Genomic DNA, 26851 nt, shown 5'->3' on the forward strand with positions numbered 1-26851 from the left:
GGGCGGCGGAGGCGGCGGCCAGACCGACTTCACCGGCAAGGAGGTCCAGGTCCCCTACGAGTGCAAAACACCCATCGGCGACAAGAACGCGACCTCGCCGGTGCAGATCAACGCGAAGAAGAACGGCGGGAGTTTCGACCTCACCGTGCAGTTCAAGAAGTCGGTGATGGACAGCCCGGCCGACATCCCGAAGGACTCCGTCAAGCCGTCGATGGAGGTGGTCCTGGGCGGCGCCGACACCGGCACGGTCCATGTGGAGGGCCCCACCAACGCCGAGGACATCAAGGCGGGCGACCCGATCGAGATCCCCGACCTCACCGGCACCTACAAGCCGGGCGCGAGCGGTGAGTCGACCCTGTCGCCGGGTGTCCTGACGATCGAGGCACTGGGCACGACCACGACGTGCACGCCGGCGAAGACCGAGGTCTCGCTGACCCTGGACACCACCGAACAGGAGGGCGGCGCATCCGGCGGCGGTTCGGCGTCCGGCGGCACGTCGGGCGGCACATCTCCCGACGGCGGCCTCGCGGAGACGGGCGCCGAGGGCCACGGCGGCCTGAAGGCCCTCGGCCTGGTGGCCGGCACGGTGATTCTGCTGGGCGGCGCGTTCCTCACGTTCCTGCCGGGGAGGCGGCTGCGGTAACACCCTGACGTCCGGAGGGCACCTTGCGCGAGGTGCCCTCCAGGGTGCGTACGGATTCAGGGCTTGCCGATGTCGACGGCCCACACACCCGTACCGTCATAGGCCTCCGGCGTCGCTGTCAGCACCTGCCCTTCGACGGTGCTCATGGCCGCGGCATGCACAGCGTGCCCGTAAGCCCACTCCAGACCGGCGGTCACCGCCTGCTCGACCGTCGCGGCTCCTGCGAAGTCGAGCGGCAGGAACTCCAGACCGGGCAGCGCACCGACATGGGCCGCCGCACCTGGGAGCTGAAGACTCGCGGCCATCAGACAAAGTGCTGGAATGTGTGCGCGTTGCTCGGGATCGTCGACTTCGACGACGGCCAGGCCGGACAACAGCCGATGGCCTCGGCACAAGGCGAGGACTGCCGTGTGGTCCAGGATGATCACCGGCGCTCCCCCACTTGCCGGGAAGCGATCGCGGCACGCCATTCCTGCGCCGCGCGCACGTCGGCTTCGGTGAGGTCCGCGCACAGGTTGGCCCGGACATAGGCGATCGCCCGGGCCGTACGCTCGGCGCGCTCGGCCTCCGTGGGCGTAGCGGCGACCACGCGTTCAACGTAGGCGCGCGTGCTCAGACCACGTTCCTCGGCGAGGGTGCGCAGACGGTCCCTTATCGACTCACTGATCTTGATGGTGGTGTCAGCCATGCCGCAAGAATACGAGTGAATACCGATGTCTGCGGGGAAACCCGGAGGGCCGCCGCACCGTACGGTGTGGCGGCCCTTGGAGCTGCGGTCTGTCTCAGTGGACGTCGCCCATGAGCTCCTTCACCTTGTTGCGGTACATCCAGACCGCCACACCGGCGGCCACGGCGAGCCCGGCCTCGAGGGCCACGATGCCCGTCTTGTTGAGGTCGACGCCGGCGATGGAGAGCAGGCCGGTCGTGGCGTCACCGGCGGTGACGGCCAGGAACCAGACGCCCATCATCTGGGAGGCGTACTTCGCGGGTGCCATCTTCGTGGTGACCGACAGGCCGACCGGGGAGAGCAGCAGCTCACCGACGGTCTGCGTGAAGTAGATCGCCACGAGCCACATCGCGGCCGCCTTGTGACCGCCCTCGGCGATCGACAGCGGGGCAAGGAAGAGGAAGAAGGACGCGCCGACCAGGACCAGACCCGAGGCGAACTTCACGATCGTGCTCGGCTCCTTGCCGCGCCGGTTCAGTGCAAGCCAGAACCAGGCGAAGACCGGGGCCAGGGCCATGATCAGGACCGGGTTGACCGACTGGTACCACGAGACCGGGAACTCCCAGCCGAGGACACTGTTGTCGGCCGACGACTCGGCGAAGATCGACAGGGTCGAGCCGCCCTGGTCGTAGATCATCCAGAAGACGGCCGCGGCGACGAAGAACCAGATGTACGCGGACATCTTCGACTGCTCGGCGCGGTCCAGCTCCTTGTCGCGCTTGATGCGGGTCAGCACCATGACCGGGATGATCACACCGAGCAGGGTCAGCGGGACCAGGATCCAGTTCAGCGTGTAGTTGCCGGAGAAGCCGACGATCGCGTAGAAGACGACGGCGATACCGGCCCAGATCGCGGCCTTGCGCAGCGTCGAGGCCTTCTCGTCGGCGGACAGCGGCTTGGGGACGACGCTCGAGTGCGCGTCCAGGTGGCGGCTGCCGAGCAGGAACTGGGCCAGACCCAGCGCCATGCCGAGCGCGGCCAGCGCGAAGCCCAGGTGCCAGTTGACGTTCTCACCGATGGTGCCGATGATCAGCGGCGCGGCGAAGGCGCCCAGGTTGATGCCCATGTAGAAGACGGTGAAGCCGCCGTCGCGGCGCGGGTCGTCCGGGCCGTCGTAGAGATGGCCGACCATCGTGGAGATGTTGGCCTTCAGCAGACCCGAGCCGATCGCGACCAGGCCGAGACCTGCGTAGAAGGTGCCCGAGGCAGGTAGCGCCAGCGTGAGGTGGCCCAGCATGATCACCGCACCGGCTACGGCCACGGTCTTGCGCGGACCCCAGACCCGGTCACCGAACCAGCCGCCCGGCATCGCGAGCAAGTACACCAGCGACACGTACACCGAGTAGATCGCCGTGGCCGTGGCCGCGTCGAGATGCAGGCCGCCCGGCGCGACGAGGTACAGCGGGAGCAGAGCCCTCATGCCGTAGTAGGAGAACCGCTCCCACATCTCGGTCATGAAGAGAGTGGCCAGTCCGCGGGGGTGGCCGAAGAAGGTCTTCTCGGAGCCGGGGTTGCCCGGGGAGACCGAGTCCTTCGTCAGGCTGGACGCCATGGTCGATCCTTGCTGGTCGGGACGCGCTCGAAGAGCGATGCGCGCCCGGTGGGGGGCGGCCGGCACCGGCGGGGGCGCCCGTCCGCCCCACGCCCAGGGGGAGTCCGCTCCGGATCACGGAGCGGTGGACGGCGCCCACCGGGATCCACGCCCCGCGCGTGGTGCGCGCAAGGGCCCGGCCACAGGTCATTCCTCACACAAAACAGACCCTCAGCGTCACTTCGCCGAAGGTCCCGGGTGATACAGGCGTTCCATCACCATACGTCATGACACTGCCGGATATGGAAGGACTTGAGACGCGAATCACAGGTGTCGGCGGAACCGCAGGCACCCATTCGAAGGTCCTTTCCAGGATCGCACCCTTCAGTCATAGGTTCGTACCAGTACGCCCGAAGGTAAGAATCCGGGCCCTGCGATCGGCCTCCGGCACTTGTCAGGCGCGGACTACCATCACCTCATGACCCGAGTACTGCTCGCCGAGGACGACGCGTCCATCTCGGAACCGCTGGCTCGCGCACTGCGCCGGGAGGGCTACGAGGTCGAGGTGCGTGAGGACGGACCCACCGCACTCGACGCAGGACTCCAGGGCGGCGTCGACCTGGTCGTGCTGGACCTCGGCCTGCCCGGCATGGACGGTCTCGAGGTGGCCCGCCGACTGCGTGCCGAAGGCCACACCGTGCCGATCCTGATCCTGACCGCACGCGCCGACGAGGTCGACACCGTCGTCGGGCTCGACGCGGGCGCCGACGACTACGTCACCAAGCCGTTCCGGCTCGCCGAGCTGCTCGCCCGGGTCCGGGCCCTGCTGCGGCGCGGCGCCGCCGAGCCCCAGCAGCCGCCCGCCACGCACGGCGTGCGCATCGACGTCGAGTCGCACCGCGCCTGGATGGGCGAGGAAGAGCTCCAGCTCACCGCCAAGGAGTTCGACCTGCTGCGGGTCCTGGTCCGGGACGCCGGGCGGGTGGTCACCCGCGACCAGCTGATGCGCGAGGTCTGGGACACCACCTGGTGGTCGTCCACCAAGACCCTCGACATGCACATCTCCTGGCTGCGCAAGAAGCTGGGCGACGACGCGGCCAACCCCCGGTACATCGCGACCGTGCGCGGTGTGGGCTTCCGTTTCGAGAAGAGCTGAGCCACGGCTTCCCCGCACGTGAGGCCGAGCTACGGCTTTCCCTACAAGTAAGTAAGAAAAATGCGCCGTCGACTGATCCAGTCCACGCTCGCCGTGGTCCTCGTCGTGATCGCCGTCTTCGGCGTCTCCCTCGTCGTGGTCGAGACCAGGACGATCAGCACCACCGCCCAGGAGCGCGTGGAGTCCGAGGCGGTGCAGCTGGCCAGCATCGTGGACAGCCGGATCCTCGGCGCCGAGCAGATCACCTCGGAGATACTCGCCGACCAGGTCGGCGACGAACGGTACGCGGTCGTCCGCATCCCCGGCCAGAAGCCGATCGAGGTCGGCGAGAAGCCCTCGGGCGACGTCATCGAGGCGACGCGCACCGGCGAGGAGGGCGAGACGGTCACCGTCCAGGAGCCGCGCTCGGCGGTGACCCGGGAGGTGGGCCGGACGCTGTTGATCATCGGGGCGGTGGCGCTGCTGGCCGTGATCGCCGCGGTACTGCTCGCTCTGCGCCAGGCCGACCGCCTCGCCTCACCGCTCACCGACCTCGCCGAAACCGCCGAACGCCTCGGCTCCGGCGACCCCCGGCCCCGCCGCAAGCGGTACGGCGTCCCCGAGCTGGACCGCGTCGCCGACGTTCTCGACGCCTCCGCCGAGCGCATCGCCCGCATGCTCACGGCGGAGCGCCGACTGGCCGCCGACGCCTCCCACCAGCTGCGCACCCCGCTCACCGCGCTGTCCATGCGTCTGGAGGAGATCACCCTCACCGACGACCCGGACACCGTGAAGGAGGAGGCGACCATCGCGCTCACGCAGGTGGAACGCCTCACGGACGTCGTCGAGCGGCTGCTGACCAACTCCCGCGACCCGCGCACCGGCTCCGCCGTCACCTTCGACCTCGACGAGGTCATCCAGCAGCAGCTCGCCGAGTGGCGCCCGGCCTATCGCAGCGCCGGCCGCGCGATCGTCAGCTCCGGCAAACGGCACCTCCAGGCCGTGGGCACGCCGGGCGCGGTCGCGCAGGTACTGGCGGCGCTGATCGAGAACTCCCTCATGCACGGCGGCGGCACGGTGGCGCTGCGCACCCGCGTCACCGGGAACCAGGCGGTCATCGAAGTCACCGACGAGGGTCCCGGCGTCCCGGCCGACCTGGGCGCCCGGATCTTCGAGCGGACGATCAGCGGCCGCAACTCCACGGGCATCGGCCTGGCCGTGGCCCGCGACCTGGCGGAAGCGGACGGCGGCCGCCTGGAGATGCTGCAGGCCAAGCCTCCGGTGTTCGGACTGTTCCTGTCACGAACACCGGTGAAGAAGAAGGGTGAGGGGGACCGGACGGTTCGCTGAGGCCGTATGCCGCCTGCGGGTGCGTGGTGGCTGGTCGCGCCCGCGCGGCGGAGCCGCATGTCGATACAGCCCCGCGCCCCTTTGGGGCGGCGCCCTTCTTGGGCGCGTCAGACGCGGGCGCGCTGCGGAGGCCGGGCTCGTTCCGCCTCCAGGAACGATTCCGCGTCGGCGATCGCCTCGCGGCCCGGAAGCGCGCGGAACACCCAGGTGCGGTAGGACCAGAAGCGGAACAGCGTCGCGATGCCGATGCCGAGGAACTTGAAGATGTTGCTCTGCAGCGGGCTGTCCCAGTCGAAGCCGTACGTCGCCGTGTACAGCACGCCGTTCTCGATCACCAGGCCGACCGCGCTGAACAGCCCGAACAGCGACATCTCCTTCGTACGGCCGCTCTTGTCGCGGTCGCGGTACGTGAAGTAGCGGAAGCCGACATAGTTGAAGGCGATCGCCACGACCGTCGCGATCACGCTGGCGCGCACCACCTGGAGGTCGGTCACATGCCGTACCAGGTTGAACACGAGGAGATTGACGAGCAGTCCCGCCCCACCCACGGCGCCGAACTTGGCGACCTCACGCACGAGCCGTTCGATGCGCTGCCGCAGCGCACTGGGGGGCGTCGGTGGGAGCCCCGAGGAACCACGTCCCATGGTCGTGCAGGCCCCCACTCGTCGGTGTCGTCAACCCAGCCATGCTAACCACCGCCATTCTGTGATCGCTTGTGGAAGAGCTCACCGTGACGAAAGAGGCCGGAACCGGCCGGGAACCGGTGCGGAAAGAGGCGGAATCCGGCCGACCTGGCGCGGCCGATACCCTGGGGGCGTGACGTTCCCGGTAGTCGGCATGGTCGGCGGGGGTCAGCTCGCTCGTATGACACACGAGGCGGGCATCCCGTTGGGCATCAGGTTCAAGCTCCTCAGTGACACCCCTCAGGATTCCGCGGCGCAGGTCGTGAGCGATGTCGTCATCGGCGACTATCGCGACCTCGACACGCTGCGCGCCTTCGCACGCGGTTGTGACGTGATCACCTTCGATCACGAGCACGTACCCACCGAGCACCTACGGGCCCTGGAGGCGGACGGCATCCCCGTGCGCCCCGGCCCCGACGCGCTCCAGCACGCCCAGGACAAGGGTGTGATGCGCGCCAAGCTCGACGCGATCGGCGTGCCCTGCCCACGGCACCGCATCGTGAGCGACCCGCAGGACGTCGCTTTGTTCGCGGCGGAGGGCGACGGTTTCCCCGTCGTTCTCAAGACCGTCCGCGGCGGCTACGACGGCAAGGGCGTGTGGGTGGTCGACTCCGTCGAGGAGGCCGAGGCCCCCTTCAAGGCGGGCGTGCCCGTGCTCGCCGAGGAGAAGGTCGACTTCGTGCGGGAGCTCGCGGCGAACGTCGTCCGCTCCCCGCACGGCCAGGCGGTCGCGTACCCCGTGGTCGAGTCCCGCCAGGTGGACGGCGTCTGCGACACGGTCATCGCCCCGGCCCCGGACCTCGACGAGACCCTCGCCCTGCAGGCCGAGGAGCTCGCCCTGCGCATCGCCAAGGAACTGGACGTCGTCGGCCACCTCGCCGTCGAGCTGTTCCAGACCCGCGACGGCCGCATCCTCGTCAACGAACTGGCGATGCGCCCGCACAACTCGGGCCACTGGACCCAGGACGGCGCGATCACCTCCCAGTTCGCCAACCACGTCCGGGCCGTCCTCGACCTCCCGCTCGGCGACCCGCGCCCGCGCGCCAGGTGGACCGTCATGGTCAACGTCCTCGGCGGCGACTACCCCGACATGTACTCCGCGTACCTGCACTGCATGGCCCGCGACCCCCAGTTGAAGATCCACATGTACGGCAAGGACGTGAAGCCCGGCCGCAAGGTCGGCCACGTCAACACCTACGGCGACGACCTGGACGACGTGCTGGAGCGCGCCCGTCACGCTGCCGGATACCTGAGAGGCACGATCACCGAATGAGCCCAGCCGTTGGCATCGTCATGGGGTCGGACTCCGACTGGCCCGTCATGGAGGCCGCCGCCAAGGCCCTCGACGAGTTCGAGATCGACTACGAGGTCGACGTCGTCTCCGCGCACCGTATGCCGCGCGAGATGGTCGCGTACGGCGAGCAGGCCGCCGACCGCGGACTGAAGGTGATCATCGCGGGTGCGGGCGGCGCCGCCCATCTGCCCGGCATGCTCGCCTCCGTCACCCCGCTGCCGGTCATCGGCGTCCCCGTGCCGCTGAAGTACCTCGACGGCATGGACTCCCTGCTGTCCATCGTGCAGATGCCGGCCGGTGTCCCGGTCGCGACCGTCTCCGTCGCCGGCGCCCGCAACGCCGGCCTGCTCGCGGCCCGTATCCTCGCCGCCCACGACGACGAACTCCTCACCCGTATGCGGGAGTTCCAGCAGGAGCTGAACGACCAGGCCACCGAGAAGGGCAAGCGTCTGCGCGCCAAGGTCGAGGGCGCGGGCAACGGCTTCGGCTTCGGCAACTGACGGGAGGATACGGCGATGACCGCGCTGGACGAAGCCCGGGAACTGCTGCGCGAGTTCCCGGTGGTCGACGGGCACAACGACCTGCCCTGGGCGCTGCGTGAGCAGGTCCGCTACGACCTCGACGCCCGGGACATCGCTGTCCCCCAGGGCGCCCACCTGCACACCGACATCCCGCGGCTGCGCGCGGGCGGGGTCGGCGCGCAGTACTGGTCGGTGTACGTCCGCTCGGACCTGCCCGACCCGGTGCCCGCGACGCTGGAACAGATCGACTGCGTACGGCAGTTGCTCGCCCGCTACCCGCGCGACCTGGCGCCCGCGCTGACGGCTGCGGACATGGAGGCGGCGCGCGCGGAAGGCCGTATCGCCTCGCTCATGGGCGCGGAGGGCGGTCACTCCATCGCCAACTCCCTCGGCGTGCTACGGCAGTTGCACGCACTCGGCGTCCGCTACCTGACGCTCACCCACAACGACAACGTGGCATGGGCGGACTCGGCGACGGACAAGCCGGGCGTCGGCGGCCTGTCGGCCTTCGGCCGGGCGGTGGTGCGGGAGATGAACCGCGAGGGCATGCTCGTCGACCTCTCGCACGTGGCGGCGACGACCATGCGGGACGCGCTGGACGCCTCCCTGGCGCCGGTCATCTTCTCCCACTCCTCCTCGCGCGCGGTGTGCGACCACCCGCGCAACATCCCCGATGACGTGCTGGAACGGCTGCCCGGCAACGGCGGCATGGCCATGGTGACCTTCGTACCGAAGTTCGTGCTCCAGGCCGCCGTCGACTGGACGGCCGCGGCGGACGACAACATGCGCGCGCACGGCTTCCACCACCTCGACACCACCGCCGAGGCGATGAAGGTCCACCGCGCCTTCGAGGAACGCCATCCGCGCCCGGTCGCCACGGTGGCGACCGTCGCCGACCACCTGGACCACATGCGCGAGGTCGCCGGCATCGACCACCTCGGCATCGGCGGCGACTACGACGGCACGGCCTTCACCCCCGACGGCCTGAACGACGTCTCCGGCTACCCGAACCTCATCGCCGAGCTCCTCGACCGCGGCTGGTCGAAGTCCGACCTGGCCAAGCTGACCTGGCAGAACGCGGTACGGGTGCTGGGCGCGGCGGAGGACGTGGCACGAGAGCTCAAGGCGAGACGCTCCCCGTCGAACGCCACGCTGGAGGACCTGGACGGATAGGACCAGCGGCTCCTACGGGTGCTCGATCCGGCAGAGGCAGAACGGATGCCCCGCCGGATCGGCGTACACCCGGAAGTCCTTGGTCTCGTAGTCCTCCGCGTCCAGGACGCGGGCGCCCAGCCCCAGCACCCGCTTCTCGGCCAGGTCGAGCTGCAAGGCGGAGGAGGGCGTCGACGCGGAGCGTCGGCAACCGACGACAACGCCGCAGATCGGCGTGCCAGACCCCGCGTCTCCGGCATGATCCGCCGGACAGGCCCTAGGTCGAGGTGGAACTGCTGCGCGTTCCGGCCGGCGCGCGGCCACTCCGGCGGGGTGTGGCCCTCCGACCGCTGGAAGGCGAGCCGCGGACCGCCAGGGACCTGGAGCACCACCCAGTCGTGATCCTCGTCGTCCGGGGTGCCGCCGATGATCTCGGCGTAGAAGCGGGCAAGTGCGCGCGGGTCGGGGCAGTCGAGGACGACGTTACGCAGGCGTGCCACGGGCGCCATGGAACTCACCTCCGGGCTCGGCAGGCGCAGCGACAGAACGGATGCCCCGCCTGGCCGGCGTCAACCCGTACCCGGAGAAGCCGGCGTGCGGCACCCGCGCGTGGTGCAGAATGCGGGAAGACGCCGGTTCGGCCGACTGAGCCTCGGCCGAACCGGCGTCGCCGCGCGCTACGCGGTCGGGCGGCCCATCGCCCGGTACGTCCAGCCGGCCCGCCGCCACAGCTCCGGGTCGAGGGCGTTGCGCCCGTCCAGGATCACGCGGGCCTTGACGGCCTCGCCCAGCGCCGCCGGGTCCAGCTCGCGGAACTCCTGCCACTCCGTCAGGTGCAGTACGACGTCCGCACCGCGCACCGCCTCCTGCGCGGAGTCGGCGTAGCCCAGCGTCGGGAAGATCCGGCGGGCGTTGTCCATGCCCTTCGGGTCGTACACCGTCACCTGCCCGCCCTGCAGATGGATCTGCCCGGCCACATTGAGCGCGGGCGAGTCCCGTACGTCGTCGGAGTCCGGCTTGAACGTCGCGCCGAGCACCGCGACCCGCTTGCCCAGGAAGGGGCCGCCGCCCAGCGCCTGCCGGGCCAGCTCCACCATCTGGCCACGCTGGCGCATGTTGATCGAGTCGATCTCGCGCAGGAACGTCAGCGCCTGGTCGGCGCCCAGTTCACCGGCGCGCGCCATGAACGCCCGGATGTCCTTCGGCAGACAGCCGCCGCCGAAGCCGATCCCGGCCCGCAGGAACTTCTTCCCGATCCGGTCGTCGTACCCGATCGCCTCGGCGAGCTTGGCGACATCGCCACCGGCGGCCTCGCACACCTCCGCCATGGCGTTGATGAACGAGATCTTCGTGGCGAGGAAGGAGTTCGCGGAGGTCTTCACCAGCTCGGCGGTCGGGAAGTCGGTGACGACGAAGGGCGAGCCCTCGGCGACCGGCGTGGCGTACACCTCCCGCAGCAGCTTCTCGGCCCGGTCACTGACCACGCCGACCACGATCCGGTCCGGGTGCAGCGTGTCCTGCACGGCGAAGCCCTCGCGCAGGAACTCCGGGTTCCAGGCCAGCTCGGCGTCCGCACCGGCCGGCGCGTGCTCGGCGAGGTAGGCGGCGAGGCGGTCGGCGGAGCCCACGGGCACGGTCGACTTGCCGACGACCAGGGCCGGACCCGTCAGATGCGGGGCCAGAGAGGCGAACGCGGCGTCGACGTACGACATGTCGGCGGCGTACTCGCCGTGCTTCTGCGGAGTGTTCACACACACGAAGTGCACATCGCCGAACGCGGCGACCTCCGCGTAGTCCGTGGTGAACCGCAGCCGCCCACTGGACCCCTCGATCCCCGCGACATGCCTGCGCAGCAGCTCCTCGAGACCCGGCTCGTACATCGGGACCTCACCGCGCCGGAGCATCTCGATCTTCTCGGGCACGACGTCCAGGCCGAGCACCTCGAAGCCGAGTTCGGCCATGGCCGCGGCGTGTGTGGCGCCGAGATAACCGGTACCGATCACGGTGATCTTGAGGGCCATGGGTGCTCCAGGGGTCTACGGCAGGCGGTGCGCGCCCGAGCATAGCCGGGGCATGGGAACGCGCTTCACGGGGCAACTTTCCCGCTGTCGCCAAGCTCACGTATCACTCGAGTGGGCGACCCCATAAAATTTGGGTTACTTAACGGTAGTTAGCGCCACCATCGCAGCGTTTTGGAGCGTGAGAAACCTTGGCCGGATCGGCTGACTTCGACCTGTACCGCCCGTCCGAGGAGCACGACATGCTCCGTGACGCCGTCCGCTCGCTGGCCGAGGCGAAGATCGCGCCGTTCGCCGCCGCGGTGGACGAGGAGGCCCGCTTCCCGCAGGAGGCGCTGGACGCCCTGGTCGCGAACGACCTGCACGCCGTGCACGTACCCGAGGAGTACGGCGGCGCGGGCGCCGACGCGCTGGCCACGGTGATAGTCATCGAGGAGGTGGCCCGCGTGTGCGCGAGCTCCTCCCTCATCCCCGCCGTGAACAAGCTGGGCTCCCTGCCCGTGATCCTCTCCGGCTCCGAGGAGCTGAAGAAGAAGTACATGACCTCGCTCGCCAAGGGCGACGCGATGTTCTCGTACTGCCTCTCCGAGCCGGACGCCGGCTCCGACGCCGCCGGCATGAAGACGAAGGCGGTCCGCGACGGCGACCACTACGTCCTCAATGGCGTGAAGCGCTGGATCACCAACGCGGGCGTGAGCGAGTACTACACCGTCATGGCGGTCACGGACCCGTCCAAGCGCTCCAAGGGCATCTCGGCGTTCGTCGTCGAGAAGTCCGACGAGGGCGTCTCCTTCGGCGCCCCCGAGAAGAAGCTCGGTATCAAGGGCTCCCCGACCCGTGAGGTCTACCTCGACAACGTCCGCATCCCCGCCGACCGCATGATCGGCGAGGAGGGCACCGGCTTCGCGACGGCGATGAAGACCCTCGACCACACCCGCATCACCATCGCCGCCCAGGCCCTCGGTATCGCCCAGGGCGCCCTCGACTACGCCAAGGGCTACGTCCAGGAGCGCAAGCAGTTCGGCAAGCCGATCGCCGACTTCCAGGGCATCCAGTTCATGCTCGCCGACATGGCGATGAAGGTCTCGGCCGCCCGCGCCCTGACCTACCAGGCCGCCGCCGCCTCCGAGCGCGGCGACGCCGACCTCACCTACCAGGGCGCGGCCGCCAAGTGCTTCGCCTCCGACGTGGCGATGGAGGTCACCGTGGACGCGGTCCAACTGCTCGGCGGCTACGGCTACACGCGTGACTATCCGGTGGAGCGGATGATGCGCGATGCGAAGATCACGCAGGTGTATGAGGGGACCAACCAGATTCAGCGGATCGTGATGGCCCGCAACCTGCCGTAATCGCTGGCGAGTTGGCTGTCGAAGGGTGCCCAGGAGCTGGGCACCCTTCACTCTTTTCGGTTAACGGAGACGCGGAACATGGCAGCTGCCGTGTGTTGCGTCTTAGCGTTCTCCTGTGGCCGGGGACTTCCCGGCACATGGTGGCCGTCGTGTGCCGCGCTACTTTCGACCTGTGAATGCAGCATCTTCAGGTGGCGAATTGCCCGAGGGATGGCGTCTGGACGGGGAACAGCTCGTCCATGAAGCCGAGTTGTACGGCTGGAAGCTGACAGTCGTGAGCCTGCTCAACGCTCCGTGGGATGGCCCGACGAGCCTTCGCATCGAGCCGCCTGACGATCCGCACGCCACGGTCGGGACGGACGGCATCACGGCGGAGCTCATGCGATCGATCTCGCTGGCGGAGATCCGCAGGACGGCGAAGGAATTGCGTGCGCGTCTGGGCTGGTCGGCTGATGAAACCACTGCTGCGGCTGTGCTTCACCGGGTCGAGACAGAGCGGGAGTACGCCTTGATGGCCCGTGAGTACGTGCGCCTGGTGCAGCAGGGGTACCGAAGCCCTGTCACGCGGCTGGCCACCGCGTGGGGGCTCAGTCGGAACACCATCAGCAGCCGAGTCCGGCGAGCACGTGCCATGGGCTTTCTTGACGGGCCGCCGGGCAGACCCGCGGACCGCCTGACCGACAAGGCCAGGCGGCATTTGGAGGGGAACGATGCACGTGATGGGGAACAGGGCCGGAGCGGCGGAGGGTGAGCCGCTAGTGGCGGTCTTTGAGCGATGGGCCACTACGAGAGGGGTGGAGAACAGCAGCGTCAAGCAGTATCGGACGATGCTGGACAGGGCAGTGGCGCCGTTCTTCGGAGCCGTCGGCATCAGGGCCGTTACCTCGTCACAGATCGAGAAGTGGGTGGACTGGATGACCCACTCCCGCGGCTACAAGCCCTCCACCGTCCGATTCCGCTTCAACCTCCTCATGTCCGTGTTCAGTTGGGCCATGGAGCAAGGGCTGGCCGACATCAACCCGTGCAGGCCAGTGGCTCTCCCCGTCAGCCGCGCTCGGACGTACCGAGATCAACGCGCGGAGGTCCACATCCCGAGCACGGAGACCGTACTCGCCGTCATCACGGCTGCCCCGGAGCGGTACCGGGGGATGCTGTGGCTGATGGCGGGCTGCGGGCTGCGGCTCGGCGAGGCCATGGGGCTCGGCCGTGACCGCATCTCCTTCTCTCACCAGCTGGTCACAGTCGACCGGCAAGTCGCCTGCGACCGGGACACCGGATCGGGACGGTACGGCAGCATGCGGCTGCGTCACGTCAAATGGCGTGAGGACGGAGAGCGGGGCCGACGGGTTCCGCTTCCCGATGTGGTGGCATTGGCCCTACGCCGTCACCTCAGGGACTATGCCACCTGGGGTGAAGAGGAACTGCTGTTCAGCAACGTGACAGGCAGAGGGCTGCTCTACCCGTACTACTGGTACGGCAGGATCTGGCGTCCCGCTCTTGCCACAGTCGGCATCGACTATTTCAAGCCTCACAGTCTCAGGCACTTCTACGCTGCGTCCCTGTTGAGCCAGGGGGTGTCGATCACCGAAGTCTCGGCCTGGCTGGGCCATACGTCGGTGAGCTTCACCGAGCGGTACTACTCGGACCTGATGCCGGACGCTCCTGACCGCGCGCGGCTTGCGATCGACGGAGCTTTGGGAGCGAGTCGGCAAGAAGCTGCTGCCACTCGTATGCCCGGACTCGGCGGAGCGGCGTCCGCATAGCGAGCAGTGTGTCACTGCCGGAGTCCAGGCGCTCCGCAGCAGTTGACCGAGACGGCCAGTTTCTGACGTAGAGTCAGGAACTGGCCGGGTGGGTCTGCGGCGGTCGGTTCCGCTCGCGCTGGAGGTTGACCGCCTCCTCGTTGCGCTGGTCGGCCGCCGTCGGCGATGAGGGTGTCCAGGGTGGCGCTCATGCGGACGCGCCTTTCTGGAGCGGCCCGCCACGCGCGTTGTTGTCCGCCCGGAGCCTGGCGACGCGTCAACTGTTGCTGAGCACCGCCGACCGACGTGAAGCGATGACCTTCCTCGCCAGCGACTTGGGGCTGGTGAGAAAACCGAAGCCCCAGGACATGTGCATGGTGGCGAGGGCCACGGGGATCTGCAGGCGGGCCTTCAGAGGCAGGCCCTTGCCGGCCGGAACCGAGCCCGCCACGATCGCCGCGAGGTAGCCGCCGGGTATCACGAAGGCCCACGGGGTCAGGGCGGCGCCGGCGACCAGGCCCGCGGCTATCGCGCACACCGCGGTCGGCGGGGCGAGGTAGCGCAGGTTGATGGAGCCGGAGTGGTAGCGGGCGACGACGTGCCGCCAACGGCCGTAGTCCTTGTACTGCTTGGCCAGCGCCCGCACGCTCGGCCGCGGCCGGTACGACACCTTCAGCTCCGGCGAGAACCAGATCAGGCCGCCCGCCTCACGGATGCGGAAGTTCAGCTCCCAGTCCTGGGCGCGGATGAACTCCTCGTTGTATCCGCCCTGCTGCTCCAGCGCCTCGCGCCGGAAGACGCCGAGGTAGACCGTCTCCGCCGGACCGGCCTCCCCGCCCGTGTGGAAGGCCGCGTTGCCGACGCCGATCCGTGAGGTCATGGCCGCCGCGACCGCGTGCTCCCAGTCGTTCTCGCCCTCGGCGTGCATGATGCCGCCGACATTCTGCGCGCCGGTCTCCTGAAGGAGTCGTACTGCGGTCGCGATGTAGTTCGGCGAGAGCATGCCGTGGCCGTCGACGCGGACCACGATCGGGTGCCGGGAGGCCTTGATCGCGGCGTTGAGGGCCGCGGGCGTACGGCCCGTCGGGTTGGGGACCGTGTGCACACGAGGGTCCTCACGGACCAGCTCGGCGGCGATCTCGTCCGTGCGGTCCGTGGACGGACCGAGGGCGATCACGACCTCCATCTCGCCGGCGTACTCCTGGGCGAGGATCGCGTGGACGGCGCCGCGCAGATGCCGCTCCTCGTTGAGGACGGGCATGATGACGGACACGGCGGGAAGCTGCACGTCGGGATTGGCGTTCATAGGGGCCTCACGTTACCGCGAACGGGGGACAGCGAGCCGCCCCGCCCGGGTCGGTGCACCGGGCCACAGATCGTATGGGCCTACGGTGCTCATGATCCCATTTACGCCGCTCCCGCTTCAGCGGAGGTGCCCCCATGCCCGCCACGCCGCCTCGTCCGTACCCGGTCCGGCCGCAGCGCCGGCCGGAGTCGCGCCGCGCCGTGCGGCCGCCCGTACGACGGAGGAAGCCGCGTTGGGCCATGCGGATGGTGACCACGCTGTCCGTGGTGATCCTCGCCTCGGCCGGGATCGGGCACGCGGTGGTCTCGAGCCTGGACGCGGACATCGCCCGGGTCGATCCCTTCAGGGACATGAAGAACCGCCCGCGGGCCGGTCACGGCATGAACGTGCTGGTGGTCGGCACCGACGGCCGGGACAAGATCTCCGAGGCCGAGCGGCGCCGGTACCGGCTCGGCGGGGCCCCCTGCCACTGCACCGACACGATCATGATCGTACACATCTCGGAGGACCGGGAGCGGGCCAGCGTGGTGAGTCTGCCGCGGGACTCCTACGCCGAGGTGCCCGCGCACACCGACCGCACCACCGGTGAGTGGCACGAGGCGCATCCGGTCAAGCTGAACGCGGCGTACGCGGAGGGCGGGCCGCAGCTGACCGTGCGCACGGTCGAGCACATGACCCGGGTGAAGATCGACCACTACCTGGAGGTCGACTTCACCAGCTTCATGAAGACGGTGGACGTGCTCGGCGGCGTGAAGATCTGCACCGCCCGGCCGCTGAAGGACACACACACCGGCCTGAACCTGCGGGCCGGGAACCACACGCTGACCGGCGGGCAGGCCCTGCAGTACGTGCGCGCCCGGTATGTCGACGGGGCGTCCGACCTCGGGCGGATGCAACGGCAACAGCGCTTCCTGGCCGCGCTGATCGACCAGGCGACCTCCTCCGGGGTGCTGCTGAACCCGATGAAGTTCCGCGACGCGACCCGGGCGGTGCTGGGCTCGGTGCGGGCGGACAAGGAGTTCGGCGCGCACGAACTGCTGGACCTCGGACGGGCGATGCGCAACTTCTCCCCCTCGTCGTCCGAGTTCACGACCGTCCCGATCGGGCAGATGGGGTACGCCGTGAAGGGCATCGGTTCGACGCTGAAGTGGGACCCGGTCAAGTCCCGGCGGCTCTTCCAGGCACTGCGTGACGACAAGCCGCTGGCGGCCGGGCGGCCGAAGGACACGGCGGTACAGGTGGACGTGGCCCCGCAGCAGATCCGCGTCCAGGTGGAGAACGGCACGAGGACGGCCGGGCTGGGCCAACGCGTCGACACGGCGCTGGCGCAGGCCGGCTTCCTCACGACGCGGCAGCCGAGGAACGCGAGGAATCAGTCGGTCGTGCGGACCGTCGTCTTCTACGACCCTCGGTGGGACCGTTCCGCGCGGTCGCTCGCGGCGGCGCTGCCCGGGAGTGAGTTGCAGGCGGTCAGGGGGCAGGGGGCGACGCTGAAGGTGATCGCCGGGAGGGACTTCCGGGAGGTACGGAAGGTCAAGGCGCCGGATGTCCGGGCGGGCGAGGTCGGGGTGGTGCGGGGCGACGAGGTGCGGTGCTCGTAGGGGGAGGCGGCAGCGGAGCCGGTGCGGGCGGGTGGGTCGCTCGCCGGCGCTGGCGGGGTGCCGCTGCGCCCACCCTCCCCCACTCTCGGCTTCGCTCGAGCGGGGGGACCCCCATCGCCCCAGCGGCACGACTGCCCGCAGCTGGGTACGTCAGTCCTCGAAGCCCTCGGCTGCGCGCTTTTCACGGAGTTCCATGATGGCGCGGCGGCGGGCCAGGCGGTGGGTGCGGCGGATCTGGGCCTCCTGGTAGCGGCGCTTGTCCTTTTCCGTCTCCGGGATCACCGGCGGGACCGGGCGGGGCTTGCCGTCGGCGTCGACGGCGGCGAAGACGAGGTAGGCCGAGCCGACCTGGGTGGGCGGGGCGGACTCGTTCCAGCGTTCGGCCAGGACCCGTACCCCCACCTCCATCGAGGTACGGCCGGTCCAGTTGACCTGCGCCTTCACATGGACCAGGTCGCCCACGCGGACCGGCTCCAGAAACGCCATCTCGTCCATGGAGGCCGTGACGGCGGGACCGCCGCTGTGCCGGCCGGCCACCGCTCCGGCCGCGTCGTCGACCAGCTTCATGATCACCCCGCCGTGCACCGTGCCCAAAAGGTTGGTGTCGTTGTGGGTCATGATGTGGCTGAGGGTGGTCCGGGAAGCGGAGGTGTGCTTGCCGGGTATGTCCGGAGTGCTGGGTGTCTCCTGCTCCGGGGCGCTGGCCTGGTCTGTCATGGCCTCCACCTTATGCCGAAGCGACTTCCGGTGATTTTGTGTCGGCTTCGCAACAGCCGCGCTGTGATTTTCTGCCGACCCTTGTAATGCACACAGCCGCGACCTGCACACTGGGGCGCATGAATGATTGGCCCCAGGGATGGTCCGACGACAACCGCGGCACCCGGTACGGGCGCGGCAGCACAGGCGCGCAGCCTGAAGGCGCCCGTGTGATGCGCCAGGTGCGGCGCGGCCCGGCGGCACCGCCCGGCGGGGGCCAGGCGGCACCGCAGTACGGCGTTCCGCAGCAGCCGTCGTACGTCGACGGACAGGGATACGACGCGTACGACAGCGGTTACAACACCGGCCAGGTCTACGGCGCCCCCGGCGGCCGCGGCCCCGGCGGGCCCGGCGACGGCGCGGGAATGTACGAGCCGCGCCCCGCGCCGAACTGGCGGCGCCGGATCAAGGTGACGTCGATCACCGTGGTGACCGTGCTCGTCGTGACGCTCGTCGGCACGTACTTCTGGGCCGACTCCAAGCTCAACCGCGACGTCGACCTGTCGAAGGTCATCGACCGGCCGGAGAAGGGCGAGGGCACCAACTACCTCATCGTCGGCTCCGACAGCCGTGAGGGCATGTCCGCCGAGGACAAGAAGAGGCTGCACACCGGGTCCTCGGAGGGCAAGCGCACGGACTCGATGATGATCCTGCACACCGGTGACAACGGGCCGACGCTGATCTCGCTGCCGCGCGACTCGGATGTGGAGATACCGACGTTCGTGGGCTCCGAGTCCGGCAAGACGTACCAGGGCACGGGCCGGCATGTGAAGCTGAACGCCGCCTACGCCGAGGACGGACCGGAACTGCTGGTCCGCACCGTCGAGGCCAACACCGGCCTGCACATCGACCACTACGTCGAGATCGGCTTCGCCGGCTTCGCGAACATCGTGGACGCGGTCGGCGGCGTGGAGATCGAGATCCCCAAGGGCGGCATGAAGGACACGAAGTCCGGTGCCGACTTCGAGGCGGGCAAGCAGACCCTCAACGGCGAGCAGGCCCTCGCCTTCGTCCGCACCCGGTACGCGCTGGCCGGCTCCGACCTGGACCGGACGAAGAACCAGCAGAAGTTCCTCTCGGCCCTCGCCAACCAGGTGGCCACCCCGGGCACGGTCCTCAACCCCTTCAAGCTCTACCCGACCATGGGCGCGGGCCTGGACTCCCTCATCGTCGACAAGGACATGGGCCTGTTCGACCTGGCCGACATGTTCTGGGCGATGAAGGGCGTCAGCGGCGGCGACGGCACGTCCATGAACATGCCGATCTCCGGCTCGTCGGGCGGCAACCTCGTCTGGGACGAGGCCAAGGTCAAGACGCTGGTCGAGCAGCTGAACAACGACGAGAAGGTCACGGTGTCGGGTGACTGACGCCGGGGGCGGACGGCCCTTCGACGTGGTGCTCTGTGACGTCGACAACGTGATCTGGTCCTACGACCCCTCCCGGCTGACCGCCCTGGAGCGGGCCGCGGGGCTGGCCGAGGGCACCACGATGAAGGTGGCGTTCGCGCCCGAGACCGATCTGCCGCTGATGCTGGGGCGGATCACCCCGCAGGAGTGGGTCCACTCGATCGTCGTGGGCCTCGCCGGGCTGGTACCCGAGCCCGTCGCCTACGAGCTGGGCAACGCCCTTGCGGACGCGCCGTTCCACGCCGACGAGACGGTGGTGGCACTGCTGCGCCGGGCGCGGGAGCACGTCCCGCTCGTCCTGCTCAGCAACGCCTCGGTGGCCCTGGAGGCCGATCTCGCGTCCCTCGGCCTGTCCGGCCTCGCCGACGACATCGTCAGCAGCGCACGCGTAGGCCTCGCCAAACCGGATCCGCGCATCTTCCGGCTGGCGGCCGAGCGGGCGGGCGCCCCGCTCGACCGGTGCCTCTTCGTGGACGACATGCTGGAGAACGTGACGGCCGCGGCCGCGCTGGGCATGCAGACGGTCCACTTCCGCGCACCGGCCGACCTGGAACGGGCGCTCGCGCCGCTGTTCTGAGGCCCGCCGCCAAGGGCCACGGGGCCCCTGACGGCGGCCGGCCGGGTTTCACATCGTGGCGCCCGCCATCGTGCGGCACATCTCGGCACAGCGGCGACACGCCTCGGCGCACCGCATCATCTGCGGGTCGTCCGGCATGGACATACACGCCTCGGCGCACATGTCGCACGCCTTGGCGCACATCGCGCACATGTCGGCCGACATCGGCGAGCGGCGCATCATCATGTCCGCACACATACGGGTCGTCTCTGCGCAGTCCATGAGCGCCCGCATGATCTGCATCTGAGCCTGGCCGCCCATCTGCATGCAGGAGCTCATGGTCTCCTCGCAGATGCTGTGGCAGGACATGCACGCGTCGACGCAGTCCTGCATCTGCTTACTCATCGCGGGCATGGTTCCGGTCATGGCTCCTCCTGGGGTGAGTGGAGTCCGGGGGTCGGACCCCGCGCCCTTCCGTGGTACGCCTTGCCGACGCGCCGCGCCATCCGGCGGACGCCCACAATCCACCACGAATGCCATGCCGCCAAAGCGGCAAAAGCCCCCGGATCCGCTCCGGGGGCTTGTCACGAGTACGCCGAATGCCTACGGCACCCGCTACCAGCGGTACGGCTCGTACACATCCATGCACTGGCCGCTGTCCGAGCCGTTGATCGCGTCGGCGGACTCGGGGATGTCGCCGGCCTTGGGGGCCGACTTCTTCGGGTAGCTGGTGCCGGTGCGCCAGTCGGCGCCCACGACGAGGGTTACCCCGGAGACGTCGGTCGACCTCTTCACCGAACTCAGCGGAATCCCCAGCGACTTGGCGATCCGCTGGGCGTCGCCCTCGAGTTCCGCGCTCGGGTAGCGGACGACGGTCTGCTCCTCGGAGAGGCCGCCCGTCGAATCCGCCGCCGCCCTCGTGAAGCCCTTCTCCACCAGCAGCCCGGCCAGCTCGCTCGCGCGTCCGTCGACCGCGCCCTCGGCGTCGGACCGGGTGGCGTTCTGCACCAGGACGCCGATCTCGGCGTCGTCCGCCGCGGGGTCGCTGGACGCCTTCTCCGTGCTCGACGTCTTCTTCGAGCCCGCCGCCTTGCCGTTCTTGTCGAAGGCCACGTCGTCGCGGACCATCGACCAGATCTTCTCGGCGTCCTCCCCGGCCGGCACCAGATGGTTCGCGTTCTGCGGGTCCACGTCGGTCGGCATGGTCGTCATGGTGATGCGGTTCGTCGGCACCGTCTTGAGCTGCATGGCGAGGTCGTACAGCTTCTTGACCGAGCCGATCTCCTCGGAGACCTTCAGTGCGTCCGTGGCCGTCTCGGCCAGGTTCATCAGCCGGCCGGTGTCGGTGAAGGCGTTCTGCTCCTTCAGCGTGCGGATCATCGAGTTCATGTACATGTGCTGGGCCTTGGCCCGGCCCACGTCGCTGTAGAACGCGTGTCGGGTGCGCAGCCACTTCAGCGCCGTCTCGCCCTGCACCTTCTGCCTGCCCTCCTTCAGCTTCAGGCCGGAACCGCCGGGCACACCGGGCAGGGGGCGGTCCCACACGCCCTGCTTCACACAGACCTCGACGCCGCCGACGGCGTCCGCCATGCTCACCACGCCCGCGAAGTCGATCATCATCCAGTGGTCGATATAGACCCCGGTGAGGTTCTGCCAGGTGGCCAGCGTGCAGCCGGCGCCGCCGCGGGCGAGCGAGGCGTTGATGATCGTGTTGGTCGCCGGATAGGTCTCGCCGGTCTCCGGGTCCGTGCACTTGGGGATGTCGACGCGGGTGTCGCGCGGAATGCTCACCACCGACGCGTGCTTGCGGTCCGCGGACAGGTGGACCAGCATCTGCACGTCCGCGAGCGGTTTGCTCCCGACGCTGCTCTTACTGCCGCCGAGCTCCAGGTTCTCCGCCGAGTTCCGGCTGTCGGAGCCAATCAGCAGGATGTTCAGCGGCGTCTGCCCGGCCGCGTTGGGCTGTGGCTTCTCGGCCTTGGAGTCACCGCTGCTGCGTTTGCCGGTCTCGAGGTTGGCGTTCAGATGCCGGTAGTAGAGATAGCCCGCAGTCGCGGTGCCGAGTATCACCACCGCCAGGACCGTGGCCGACCAGCGCAGCACCCGCCGTCTGCGGGGCGGCCGTCCGCCGGTGCCGCGACGCCCCCCGCCACCGTGCCGTCCGCCGGCCTCGGCCGCGTCCGTACTGCTCCCGGATCGCGGTGCGAGGGACATCGTGTCCTCCACCGCCGGCACGTCCCCGCGCACACCGCTTCGCGCCAACTGCCTGCCCTCCCACCCCTGCACACGAACACGGGTCCGCCCCGCGACAAGTCAGACGCACGACGGACCCGTTGGGTTACCCCCCAATTCACTACTCGGCGCACACGACCTTGTCCGCCGTGGTCTTCCTGACGTCCGGCGCCTTCGTCGGAGCGGTGAGAGAGACGCCCGCACCCTTGAAGTCCTTGCCCAGCGTCAGCGTCATCGTGGGCAGGCCCTGGGAGTTGGTCACGCTCTCGCCGGGCTTCATCGCGGACCCGGACAGACCCATGATGTCCGCCAGCCTGCGTGCCTGGTCCGCCTGGTCGGGCGCGTACTCCAGGGTGGTCTTGCTCAGTTCCGCGTCCGCGTTGCCGGCGTTCTCGGACTTGCTGACGCCCTCCTCGAGCTGCAGCCAGTTGAGGGCGTCCTGGGCGCTGCCGTCCGGGGCACCGCCGTTCAGGATCTGCACCCGTACCTCGGACGGGTCGGCCTTGGTGCCCTTCAGCCGGGCGGCCACCTCGGCCTTCTCCTTCGCCTTCTGCTGCTTGACGTCGGTGAAGGAGACGTCGTTCTGGATCGCCTCGAAGACCTCGGAGGCCTGCGTCGGATGGGGCACGACCGTCGCCTTGACCGTCTCGGCCGGGTTGTCCACCACCGGCACGGTCGTGAACGTCAGGTTCTTGGTGTTGAGCTTGCCCAGCTCCAGGCCGAGGTCCTTCAGCTTGCCGATGCTGTCCAGCTGGGAGTCGACGGTCAGCGCCTCGGTGCCCGCCTCGGCCAGTTTCAGCATCTTCGACGGGCTGGTGAGCGTGTCGTTGGACTTCAGCTTGCGCATGAGTGAACTCAGGAACTGCTGCTGCACCTTGATCCGGTCGAGGTCGCTCTCGTTGCCGAAGCTGTGCCGGGTGCGGACGAACGCCAGCGCGTCCTCGCCCTCGACCACCGACGTGCCGGCGGGGAGATCCAGCTTGGAATCCTCGTCCTTGACGGCGCGCTCGACACACACCTCAACGCCGCCCACCGCCGTGGTCAGCGTCTTCACCGCGTTGAAGTCCGCGACCATGAAGTTGTCCGGCTTGACCCCGGTCAGCTCGGTCACCGTACGCATGGTGCAGCTGGGCGTACGGCCGCTCTGGCCGAGGCTGGTGTTGAAGCGGACGCCCTGCGAGCCCGGGATGACCTCCTTGCTGCCGTCCTCCTGCGTCGTCGGGCAGTCCGGGATGTCCACGATCATGTCACGGGGGATGCTGAGCGCGGTCGCGTTGGAGCGGTCCTTGGAGACGTGCAGCAGGATCGTGGTGTCCGCGTGTCCGGGGCTGCCCGCGTCGCCGTAGGAATCGTTGCCCGCGCCGGTGCGCTTGTCCGTGCCGATCAGCAGGATGTTGATGGCCTTGTCCTTCTGGAAGCCACCGGTGCTCGCCCCGTCGTCGGCGACGGACTTGATGTTGTCGTTGAGGTGCCGGATGTAGAGGTACCCGGCGCCTGCCGCGGCGACCAGCACGAACGCCATCACGCCGCCGGTCCACAGCACGACCTTCTTCGCCTTGGACGCCTTCTGCGCCGGCCGCCGCCCGCGCCGTCCCGGCGGTGGCTCGGCGGGCGCGCTGCGGCGCCTGCGCTGCGCCGGGATCTCACGGCCCGGTGCGTCCTGCGGCTGGCGGCCGGGTGCCGCCGTACGGCCGCGCGGTGTGCCGCCACGGGGGGCGGATCTGCGCGGTCGGGGCACGGTCGACTGCGGTGCGGAATCAGGCAGTTGCAGTTCGTATTCGCCGGTGTTCGGATTGAGCACCCACTGGTCTGCGGGGTCGATGTTGTCCGCCCGCCCACGGCCTTGCGCGTCCACGGTTGTCTGAATCCTCCGTCGGGGCCACGCGGCGCCTTCCCCCTTCGAGGCGCTCGGTCTCGTACAAACCTCGTACACAGTGCGCGATCCCCCGGAAATGGACTTCGCGGCCGGGGGTCGGGTGCACCGAAGCGCTCACACTATCCGCCCAGTTCAGCGTCAAGCGACGGCGGTGACAAATTCCACGTCCCTACAACTGGGCAATCCGCCCATTTCCCGGAACGAAAGTTCGCCGGCTTGGTGAGTGCTTTACCGACAGTGGTCCTCGTCGGCCGTGCCGCCGCTGAAGGTGGGGGCCGGGGAAACCTCGGAATCGGCGTACAGGCTGTAACCGTTCGACTCCGTATCGGCGTTGTCGGGCGTGTTCTCGCTGTAATCCCGCGCGAAGTTTCGGGCGACTTCGACCGGAGCGTCGGACCGCAGCCGCTCGAAGAGTCGCTCCGCAGCGGGCTCCATCAGTTGGTCGCGATTGGAGTTGTGCACATACGACTCCCGCGGAACCGTCAGGAACTGCACATTTTCGGTGGGGATGTCGCGCACTCCGCGCACGAGGTCGTACAGACCGCGCAGACTCGCCAGTCCCGGGTCCGTGGTGAGCGCGGACGTGGCCGCGTCCAGCACGGGATAGAGCTTCACCGGGTTGAGCAGTACGTCGTTGCTGCGCACCTTCTTCACCAGCGCCGCGAGGAATCGCTGCTGACGCTCCATCCGGTCGGTGTCGCTGCCGTCGCCGAGGGACTTGCGGGCGCGGACGTAGCCGAGTGCCTGTTCGCCGTTGAGCGTCACGCGGCCGGCGGGCAGTTGCAGCTTGGCGGCCTTGTCCCGGATCGGCTCGGCCAGGCAGATCTGCACGCCGTCGACGGCGTCGACCATCTTCTTGAAGCCGCTGAAGTCGACGACGGCATGGTGGTCGATCCGAATGTCCGTCAGTTTCTCGACCGTTCGGATTGTGCAGGCCGAACCGCCCCTTTCGAAGGCGTAGTTGAACATCGCGAACGCGGGTTCGGTGCGGCTGCCGTCCGACCGTCGGCAGCTGGGTATGTCGACCATCAGGTCGCGGGGGATCGAGACGGCGGTGGCGCTGCGCCGCCCGGCCGACAGATGCAGCAGGATCGTGGTGTCCGACCGCTCGGTCCCGGGATCGCGCCCGTAGCGCCGGTTGGCGCCCGCCCGGGAGTCCGACCCGATCAGCAGTATGTTCTGCGCGCCGTGCACCAGGGCGGTGGGCCGCTCCTTCTCGTACCGCTCGAGCTCCGCGGCGGCGGCCTCGTCGGGGGTGATGTTCCCGTTCAGCTTCGCGTAGAGGGCCCATCCGGCGGCCACGGCCCCTATGGCGAGGAGGGCGACCCCGACCGACCCGTACCGCGCCCACCTGTGCCGGCGCCTGCGTATGAGCCCGGTTCCGGATGCGGACGCCCCGGCCTCCGGCCCCCGGGCTCTGTCGCCGCCCGCCGCCGGCGTGTCGTCGTCCGGACCTCCGGATGGCGTGCCTGCGGTGTCCGTCACGTCTGGATCCACCCCTCATGGCGTACGAGCGTGTACGAGCGAGTCGTGCATGTCGTGCTGCTCTTACGACCATGGCGCGGACGGGAGGGAGGCGCGGGCGGGGGAGGGCTGAATGGGTGATGGCGGGGTGGGGGTGCGCCCTTGCGCTTGCCCCGGACAGGACGGCTCTCCGGTCGGGCCCTGAGCGGGCGCGGCTGAGTCCGGTGCGGTTCGGCAGCGCCCCAAGGGGCGCGGGGCTGTATCGACATACGGCTCTGCCGCGATGGGGGTCCCCTCGCGCGAGCGAAGCCGAGCGTGGGGGAGAAGCCGAGAGTGGGGGAGCGACCAGCCACGACGCACCCGCAGATGGCGTACCGGACGTCCAGCGGAGCGCTCAGCGGGCCGTCGCCGTGACCCGTTCGCTTTCGATCCGCTTGGCCAGGGCCTCCTCGCCCAGCTCCGTCAGGTGACGGCAGAGCACCACGGAGCCGCCGGTCGCGAGCGGTGCGTAGAGCCCGGCGCTGAGGCCCTCCCAGGTGTCGTACGGCAGTGCGGACAGGATGCGCGAACCGGGCCCCGTCAGATCCAGCCCGGGCGCGTCGGTCAGCGCCCGCTCCACCACTTCGGCCCCCGTGTACTGCGCCCCGGCAACGATCAGCGCGGGCGCCTCGGGGTCGACCGGCGCGTACGGCGCGAAACGGTCACCGTGGCTCGGCACGTCCACGGCGTAGTCGGCGTATCCCTCCGGCGGTACCGGGAAGCGACGTCCCAGCGGGGCCAGCGACAGCGCGTACCGCTCCCCGCCGCACGCGAGTCCGTCCTGGAACCGCCCGGGCCCGGCCACCACGAAGTCGGCCCGCGCCGGATCGCCGTCCATGTCCGCGAGGACGCCCACCGACGAACACGCCAGCAGCCACACCGCCGTCTGCCAGTGCGCGGGCAGCAGCAGTGCGACCCGGTCGCCGGGCTCGGCGGACATCCCGTCCTGGAGGAGGTTGGCGGTCTTGGCCACCCAATTGGCGAAGGTGGCCACGGACAATTCGACACGTTCGCCCGTGGCGTCGTCGTAGAAGGTCACCAGGGGGCGCGCGGGATCCGCGGCGAGCGCGGAACGCAGCAGGTCGGCAGGGGTGCGATCGGTGGCGTTCATCCGCGCAAGCGTACGCGGGCGGCCGCCTGTGCATCGAGCGGCGGGGCTCACCGGTTCGGGCGAATGACACCCGACGGCGCGTCAATTCCCCAATGGACAGATTCATATGGATATGTCCAAGATCGGGGGCATGCGCAAACTCCTCGCTTCCTCGATAGGCGTCACCTGCGCCGCCGCACTCGCCCTCCCGCTGACCCTGACCACCACGACGACGGCGACCGGGATATCAGGGCCGGCCGCTGCACCGGGCGCCGAGCCCGCGAGAGCCGCCGATCCCGGTATCCCCGGCAGCACCCAGTCGCTGCCCCTTGCCCCTCTCGCCGACAACCGCACCCTCGGCTCCGCACAGGGCCTGACCC

23 protein-coding genes and 3 pseudogenes are annotated in these 26851 nt (G+C 69.4%); 13 read left to right on the forward strand and 13 right to left on the reverse strand.

Annotation, left to right across the window (positions count from 1 at the left end; all coding sequences use genetic code 11):
• Positions 1 to 643: pseudogene (locus ACTWQJ_RS14690) on the forward strand (hypothetical protein); the annotation flags it as partial.
• A 56-nt stretch (positions 644 to 699) separates the two neighbouring features.
• On the opposite strand, the gene ACTWQJ_RS14695 reads toward ACTWQJ_RS14690, so the two are convergent.
• From ACTWQJ_RS14695 to ACTWQJ_RS14705, 3 genes are all read right to left on the reverse strand, one after another.
• Positions 700 to 1071: a hypothetical protein gene (locus ACTWQJ_RS14695; protein ID WP_443307078.1), complete on the reverse strand. Its 372-nt coding sequence runs from the start codon at positions 1069 to 1071 to the stop codon at positions 700 to 702.
• Complete coding sequence (locus ACTWQJ_RS14700) at positions 1068 to 1331, reverse strand: hypothetical protein (protein ID WP_443307079.1); 264 nt, start codon at positions 1329 to 1331, stop codon at positions 1068 to 1070. The genes ACTWQJ_RS14695 and ACTWQJ_RS14700 overlap by 4 nt, the downstream gene beginning before the upstream one ends.
• Positions 1332 to 1425: 94 nt before the next feature.
• Entirely contained in the window at positions 1426 to 2922 is a 1497-nt protein-coding gene (locus ACTWQJ_RS14705; RefSeq protein ID WP_443307080.1) for an oligopeptide:H+ symporter, read from the reverse strand.
• A 457-nt stretch (positions 2923 to 3379) separates the two neighbouring features.
• Here ACTWQJ_RS14705 and ACTWQJ_RS14710 point away from each other — a divergent pair, with 457 nt between their 5' ends.
• Positions 3380 to 4057: a response regulator transcription factor gene (locus ACTWQJ_RS14710; RefSeq protein WP_443307081.1), complete on the forward strand. Its 678-nt coding sequence runs from the start codon at positions 3380 to 3382 to the stop codon at positions 4055 to 4057.
• Positions 4058 to 4117: 60 nt separating this feature from the next.
• Positions 4118 to 5386: an ATP-binding protein gene (locus ACTWQJ_RS14715; protein ID WP_443307082.1), complete on the forward strand. Its 1269-nt coding sequence runs from the start codon at positions 4118 to 4120 to the stop codon at positions 5384 to 5386.
• 107 nt (positions 5387 to 5493) lie between these two features.
• Here ACTWQJ_RS14715 and ACTWQJ_RS14720 read toward each other — a convergent pair whose 3' ends face one another.
• Positions 5494 to 6030, reverse strand: coding sequence for a GtrA family protein (locus tag ACTWQJ_RS14720; protein ID WP_443307083.1), 537 nt, complete (start codon positions 6028 to 6030; stop codon positions 5494 to 5496).
• 172 nt (positions 6031 to 6202) lie between these two features.
• Here ACTWQJ_RS14720 and ACTWQJ_RS14725 point away from each other — a divergent pair, with 172 nt between their 5' ends.
• Genes ACTWQJ_RS14725 through ACTWQJ_RS14735 form a run of 3 tightly spaced genes read left to right on the forward strand, consistent with a single transcriptional unit; the run spans position 6203 to position 9057 of the window.
• Positions 6203 to 7342: a 5-(carboxyamino)imidazole ribonucleotide synthase gene (locus ACTWQJ_RS14725; protein ID WP_443307084.1), complete on the forward strand. Its 1140-nt coding sequence runs from the start codon at positions 6203 to 6205 to the stop codon at positions 7340 to 7342.
• Positions 7339 to 7863, forward strand: a complete 525-nt coding sequence (gene purE, locus ACTWQJ_RS14730) for a 5-(carboxyamino)imidazole ribonucleotide mutase (RefSeq protein ID WP_443307085.1) — start codon at positions 7339 to 7341, stop codon at positions 7861 to 7863. The genes ACTWQJ_RS14725 and purE overlap by 4 nt, the downstream gene beginning before the upstream one ends.
• Before the next feature lie 15 nt (positions 7864 to 7878).
• On the forward strand, positions 7879 to 9057 hold the full coding sequence (locus ACTWQJ_RS14735) for a dipeptidase (RefSeq protein WP_443307086.1): 1179 nt from the start codon (positions 7879 to 7881) through the stop codon (positions 9055 to 9057).
• Between the two features lie 12 nt (positions 9058 to 9069).
• On the opposite strand, the pseudogene ACTWQJ_RS14740 reads toward ACTWQJ_RS14735, so the two are convergent.
• Positions 9070 to 9545, reverse strand: a pseudogene (locus tag ACTWQJ_RS14740) (VOC family protein).
• A 168-nt stretch (positions 9546 to 9713) separates the two neighbouring features.
• The gene (locus tag ACTWQJ_RS14745) at positions 9714 to 11057 is read right to left on the reverse strand and encodes a UDP-glucose dehydrogenase family protein (RefSeq protein WP_443307087.1); all 1344 of its coding nucleotides are present in this window, start codon (positions 11055 to 11057) and stop codon (positions 9714 to 9716) included.
• A 188-nt stretch (positions 11058 to 11245) separates the two neighbouring features.
• Here ACTWQJ_RS14745 and ACTWQJ_RS14750 point away from each other — a divergent pair, with 188 nt between their 5' ends.
• The 3 genes from ACTWQJ_RS14750 to ACTWQJ_RS14760 all read left to right on the forward strand — a co-directional run bounded on the left by ACTWQJ_RS14750 (position 11246) and on the right by ACTWQJ_RS14760 (position 14166).
• The gene (locus ACTWQJ_RS14750; RefSeq protein ID WP_443307088.1) at positions 11246 to 12403 is read left to right on the forward strand and encodes an acyl-CoA dehydrogenase; all 1158 of its coding nucleotides are present in this window, start codon (positions 11246 to 11248) and stop codon (positions 12401 to 12403) included.
• Positions 12404 to 12554: 151 nt separating this feature from the next.
• On the forward strand, positions 12555 to 13154 hold the full coding sequence (locus tag ACTWQJ_RS14755) for a hypothetical protein (protein ID WP_443307089.1): 600 nt from the start codon (positions 12555 to 12557) through the stop codon (positions 13152 to 13154).
• Between the two features lie 43 nt (positions 13155 to 13197).
• A complete protein-coding gene (locus ACTWQJ_RS14760) occupies positions 13198 to 14166 on the forward strand; it encodes a tyrosine-type recombinase/integrase (RefSeq protein ID WP_443307090.1) in 969 nt (322 codons plus the stop codon).
• 256 nt (positions 14167 to 14422) lie between these two features.
• Here the strand turns inward: ACTWQJ_RS14760 and ACTWQJ_RS14765 are convergent, their stop codons facing one another.
• Entirely contained in the window at positions 14423 to 15451 is a 1029-nt protein-coding gene (locus tag ACTWQJ_RS14765) for a glycosyltransferase family 2 protein (protein ID WP_443307091.1), read from the reverse strand.
• 134 nt (positions 15452 to 15585) lie between these two features.
• Here ACTWQJ_RS14765 and ACTWQJ_RS14770 point away from each other — a divergent pair, with 134 nt between their 5' ends.
• Positions 15586 to 17052: an LCP family protein gene (locus tag ACTWQJ_RS14770; RefSeq protein WP_443307092.1), complete on the forward strand. Its 1467-nt coding sequence runs from the start codon at positions 15586 to 15588 to the stop codon at positions 17050 to 17052.
• A 150-nt stretch (positions 17053 to 17202) separates the two neighbouring features.
• Here ACTWQJ_RS14770 and ACTWQJ_RS14775 read toward each other — a convergent pair whose 3' ends face one another.
• Positions 17203 to 17769 (reverse strand): acyl-CoA thioesterase, encoded by a 567-nt coding sequence (locus ACTWQJ_RS14775; RefSeq protein WP_443307093.1) that lies wholly within the window; start codon positions 17767 to 17769, stop codon positions 17203 to 17205.
• Positions 17770 to 17888: 119 nt separating this feature from the next.
• Here ACTWQJ_RS14775 and ACTWQJ_RS14780 point away from each other — a divergent pair, with 119 nt between their 5' ends.
• Together ACTWQJ_RS14780 and ACTWQJ_RS14785 are read left to right on the forward strand one after the other, a co-directional pair.
• The gene (locus ACTWQJ_RS14780) at positions 17889 to 19175 is read left to right on the forward strand and encodes an LCP family protein (protein ID WP_443307094.1); all 1287 of its coding nucleotides are present in this window, start codon (positions 17889 to 17891) and stop codon (positions 19173 to 19175) included.
• Positions 19168 to 19791, forward strand: coding sequence for an HAD family hydrolase (locus tag ACTWQJ_RS14785; protein ID WP_443307095.1), 624 nt, complete (start codon positions 19168 to 19170; stop codon positions 19789 to 19791). The genes ACTWQJ_RS14780 and ACTWQJ_RS14785 overlap by 8 nt, the downstream gene beginning before the upstream one ends.
• A gap of 48 nt (positions 19792 to 19839) precedes the next feature.
• Here ACTWQJ_RS14785 and ACTWQJ_RS14790 read toward each other — a convergent pair whose 3' ends face one another.
• The 5 genes from ACTWQJ_RS14790 to ACTWQJ_RS14810 form a co-directional block, all read right to left on the reverse strand.
• Entirely contained in the window at positions 19840 to 20196 is a 357-nt protein-coding gene (locus ACTWQJ_RS14790; protein WP_443307096.1) for a four-helix bundle copper-binding protein, read from the reverse strand.
• A gap of 189 nt (positions 20197 to 20385) precedes the next feature.
• On the reverse strand, positions 20386 to 21984 hold the full coding sequence (locus ACTWQJ_RS14795; RefSeq protein WP_443307097.1) for an LCP family protein: 1599 nt from the start codon (positions 21982 to 21984) through the stop codon (positions 20386 to 20388).
• 139 nt (positions 21985 to 22123) lie between these two features.
• The gene (locus tag ACTWQJ_RS14800) at positions 22124 to 23857 is read right to left on the reverse strand and encodes an LCP family glycopolymer transferase (protein WP_443307098.1); all 1734 of its coding nucleotides are present in this window, start codon (positions 23855 to 23857) and stop codon (positions 22124 to 22126) included.
• Positions 23858 to 24106: 249 nt separating this feature from the next.
• On the reverse strand, positions 24107 to 25363 hold the full coding sequence (locus ACTWQJ_RS14805) for an LCP family protein (protein WP_443307099.1): 1257 nt from the start codon (positions 25361 to 25363) through the stop codon (positions 24107 to 24109).
• Positions 25364 to 25736: 373 nt separating this feature from the next.
• Positions 25737 to 26492 (reverse strand): TIGR03089 family protein, encoded by a 756-nt coding sequence (locus ACTWQJ_RS14810; RefSeq protein ID WP_443307100.1) that lies wholly within the window; start codon positions 26490 to 26492, stop codon positions 25737 to 25739.
• 112 nt (positions 26493 to 26604) lie between these two features.
• Between ACTWQJ_RS14810 and ACTWQJ_RS14815 the strand changes: the two are divergent.
• Positions 26605 to 26851 (forward strand): annotated as a pseudogene (locus tag ACTWQJ_RS14815) (N-acetylmuramoyl-L-alanine amidase); the annotation flags it as partial.

It is taken from the genome of Streptomyces sp. KR55 (assembly GCF_052245645.1).
GTDB classification, from domain to species: Bacteria; Actinomycetota; Actinomycetes; order Streptomycetales; family Streptomycetaceae; genus Streptomyces; species Streptomyces flavusporus.

What these genes read in the sequence shown, in the direction of transcription:
- ACTWQJ_RS14775 (WP_443307093.1), bottom strand. Translation starts at nt 17,769, where the DNA reads ATGACAGACCAGGCCAGCGCCCCGGAGCAGGAGACACCCAGCACTCCG.
- ACTWQJ_RS14745 (WP_443307087.1), bottom strand. Translation starts at nt 11,057, where the DNA reads ATGGCCCTCAAGATCACCGTGATCGGTACCGGTTATCTCGGCGCCACA.
- ACTWQJ_RS14770 (WP_443307092.1), top strand. Translation starts at nt 15,586, where the DNA reads ATGCCCGCCACGCCGCCTCGTCCGTACCCGGTCCGGCCGCAGCGCCGG.
- ACTWQJ_RS14720 (WP_443307083.1), bottom strand. Translation starts at nt 6,030, where the DNA reads ATGGGACGTGGTTCCTCGGGGCTCCCACCGACGCCCCCCAGTGCGCTG.
- ACTWQJ_RS14795 (WP_443307097.1), bottom strand. Translation starts at nt 21,984, where the DNA reads ATGTCCCTCGCACCGCGATCCGGGAGCAGTACGGACGCGGCCGAGGCC.
- ACTWQJ_RS14700 (WP_443307079.1), bottom strand. Translation starts at nt 1,331, where the DNA reads ATGGCTGACACCACCATCAAGATCAGTGAGTCGATAAGGGACCGTCTG.
- ACTWQJ_RS14790 (WP_443307096.1), bottom strand. Translation starts at nt 20,196, where the DNA reads ATGACCGGAACCATGCCCGCGATGAGTAAGCAGATGCAGGACTGCGTC.
- ACTWQJ_RS14710 (WP_443307081.1), top strand. Translation starts at nt 3,380, where the DNA reads ATGACCCGAGTACTGCTCGCCGAGGACGACGCGTCCATCTCGGAACCG.
- ACTWQJ_RS14780 (WP_443307094.1), top strand. Translation starts at nt 17,889, where the DNA reads ATGAATGATTGGCCCCAGGGATGGTCCGACGACAACCGCGGCACCCGG.
- ACTWQJ_RS14705 (WP_443307080.1), bottom strand. Translation starts at nt 2,922, where the DNA reads ATGGCGTCCAGCCTGACGAAGGACTCGGTCTCCCCGGGCAACCCCGGC.
- purE (WP_443307085.1), top strand. Translation starts at nt 7,339, where the DNA reads ATGAGCCCAGCCGTTGGCATCGTCATGGGGTCGGACTCCGACTGGCCC.
- ACTWQJ_RS14810 (WP_443307100.1), bottom strand. Translation starts at nt 26,492, where the DNA reads ATGAACGCCACCGATCGCACCCCTGCCGACCTGCTGCGTTCCGCGCTC.
- ACTWQJ_RS14765 (WP_443307091.1), bottom strand. Translation starts at nt 15,451, where the DNA reads ATGAACGCCAATCCCGACGTGCAGCTTCCCGCCGTGTCCGTCATCATG.
- ACTWQJ_RS14735 (WP_443307086.1), top strand. Translation starts at nt 7,879, where the DNA reads ATGACCGCGCTGGACGAAGCCCGGGAACTGCTGCGCGAGTTCCCGGTG.
- ACTWQJ_RS14715 (WP_443307082.1), top strand. Translation starts at nt 4,118, where the DNA reads ATGCGCCGTCGACTGATCCAGTCCACGCTCGCCGTGGTCCTCGTCGTG.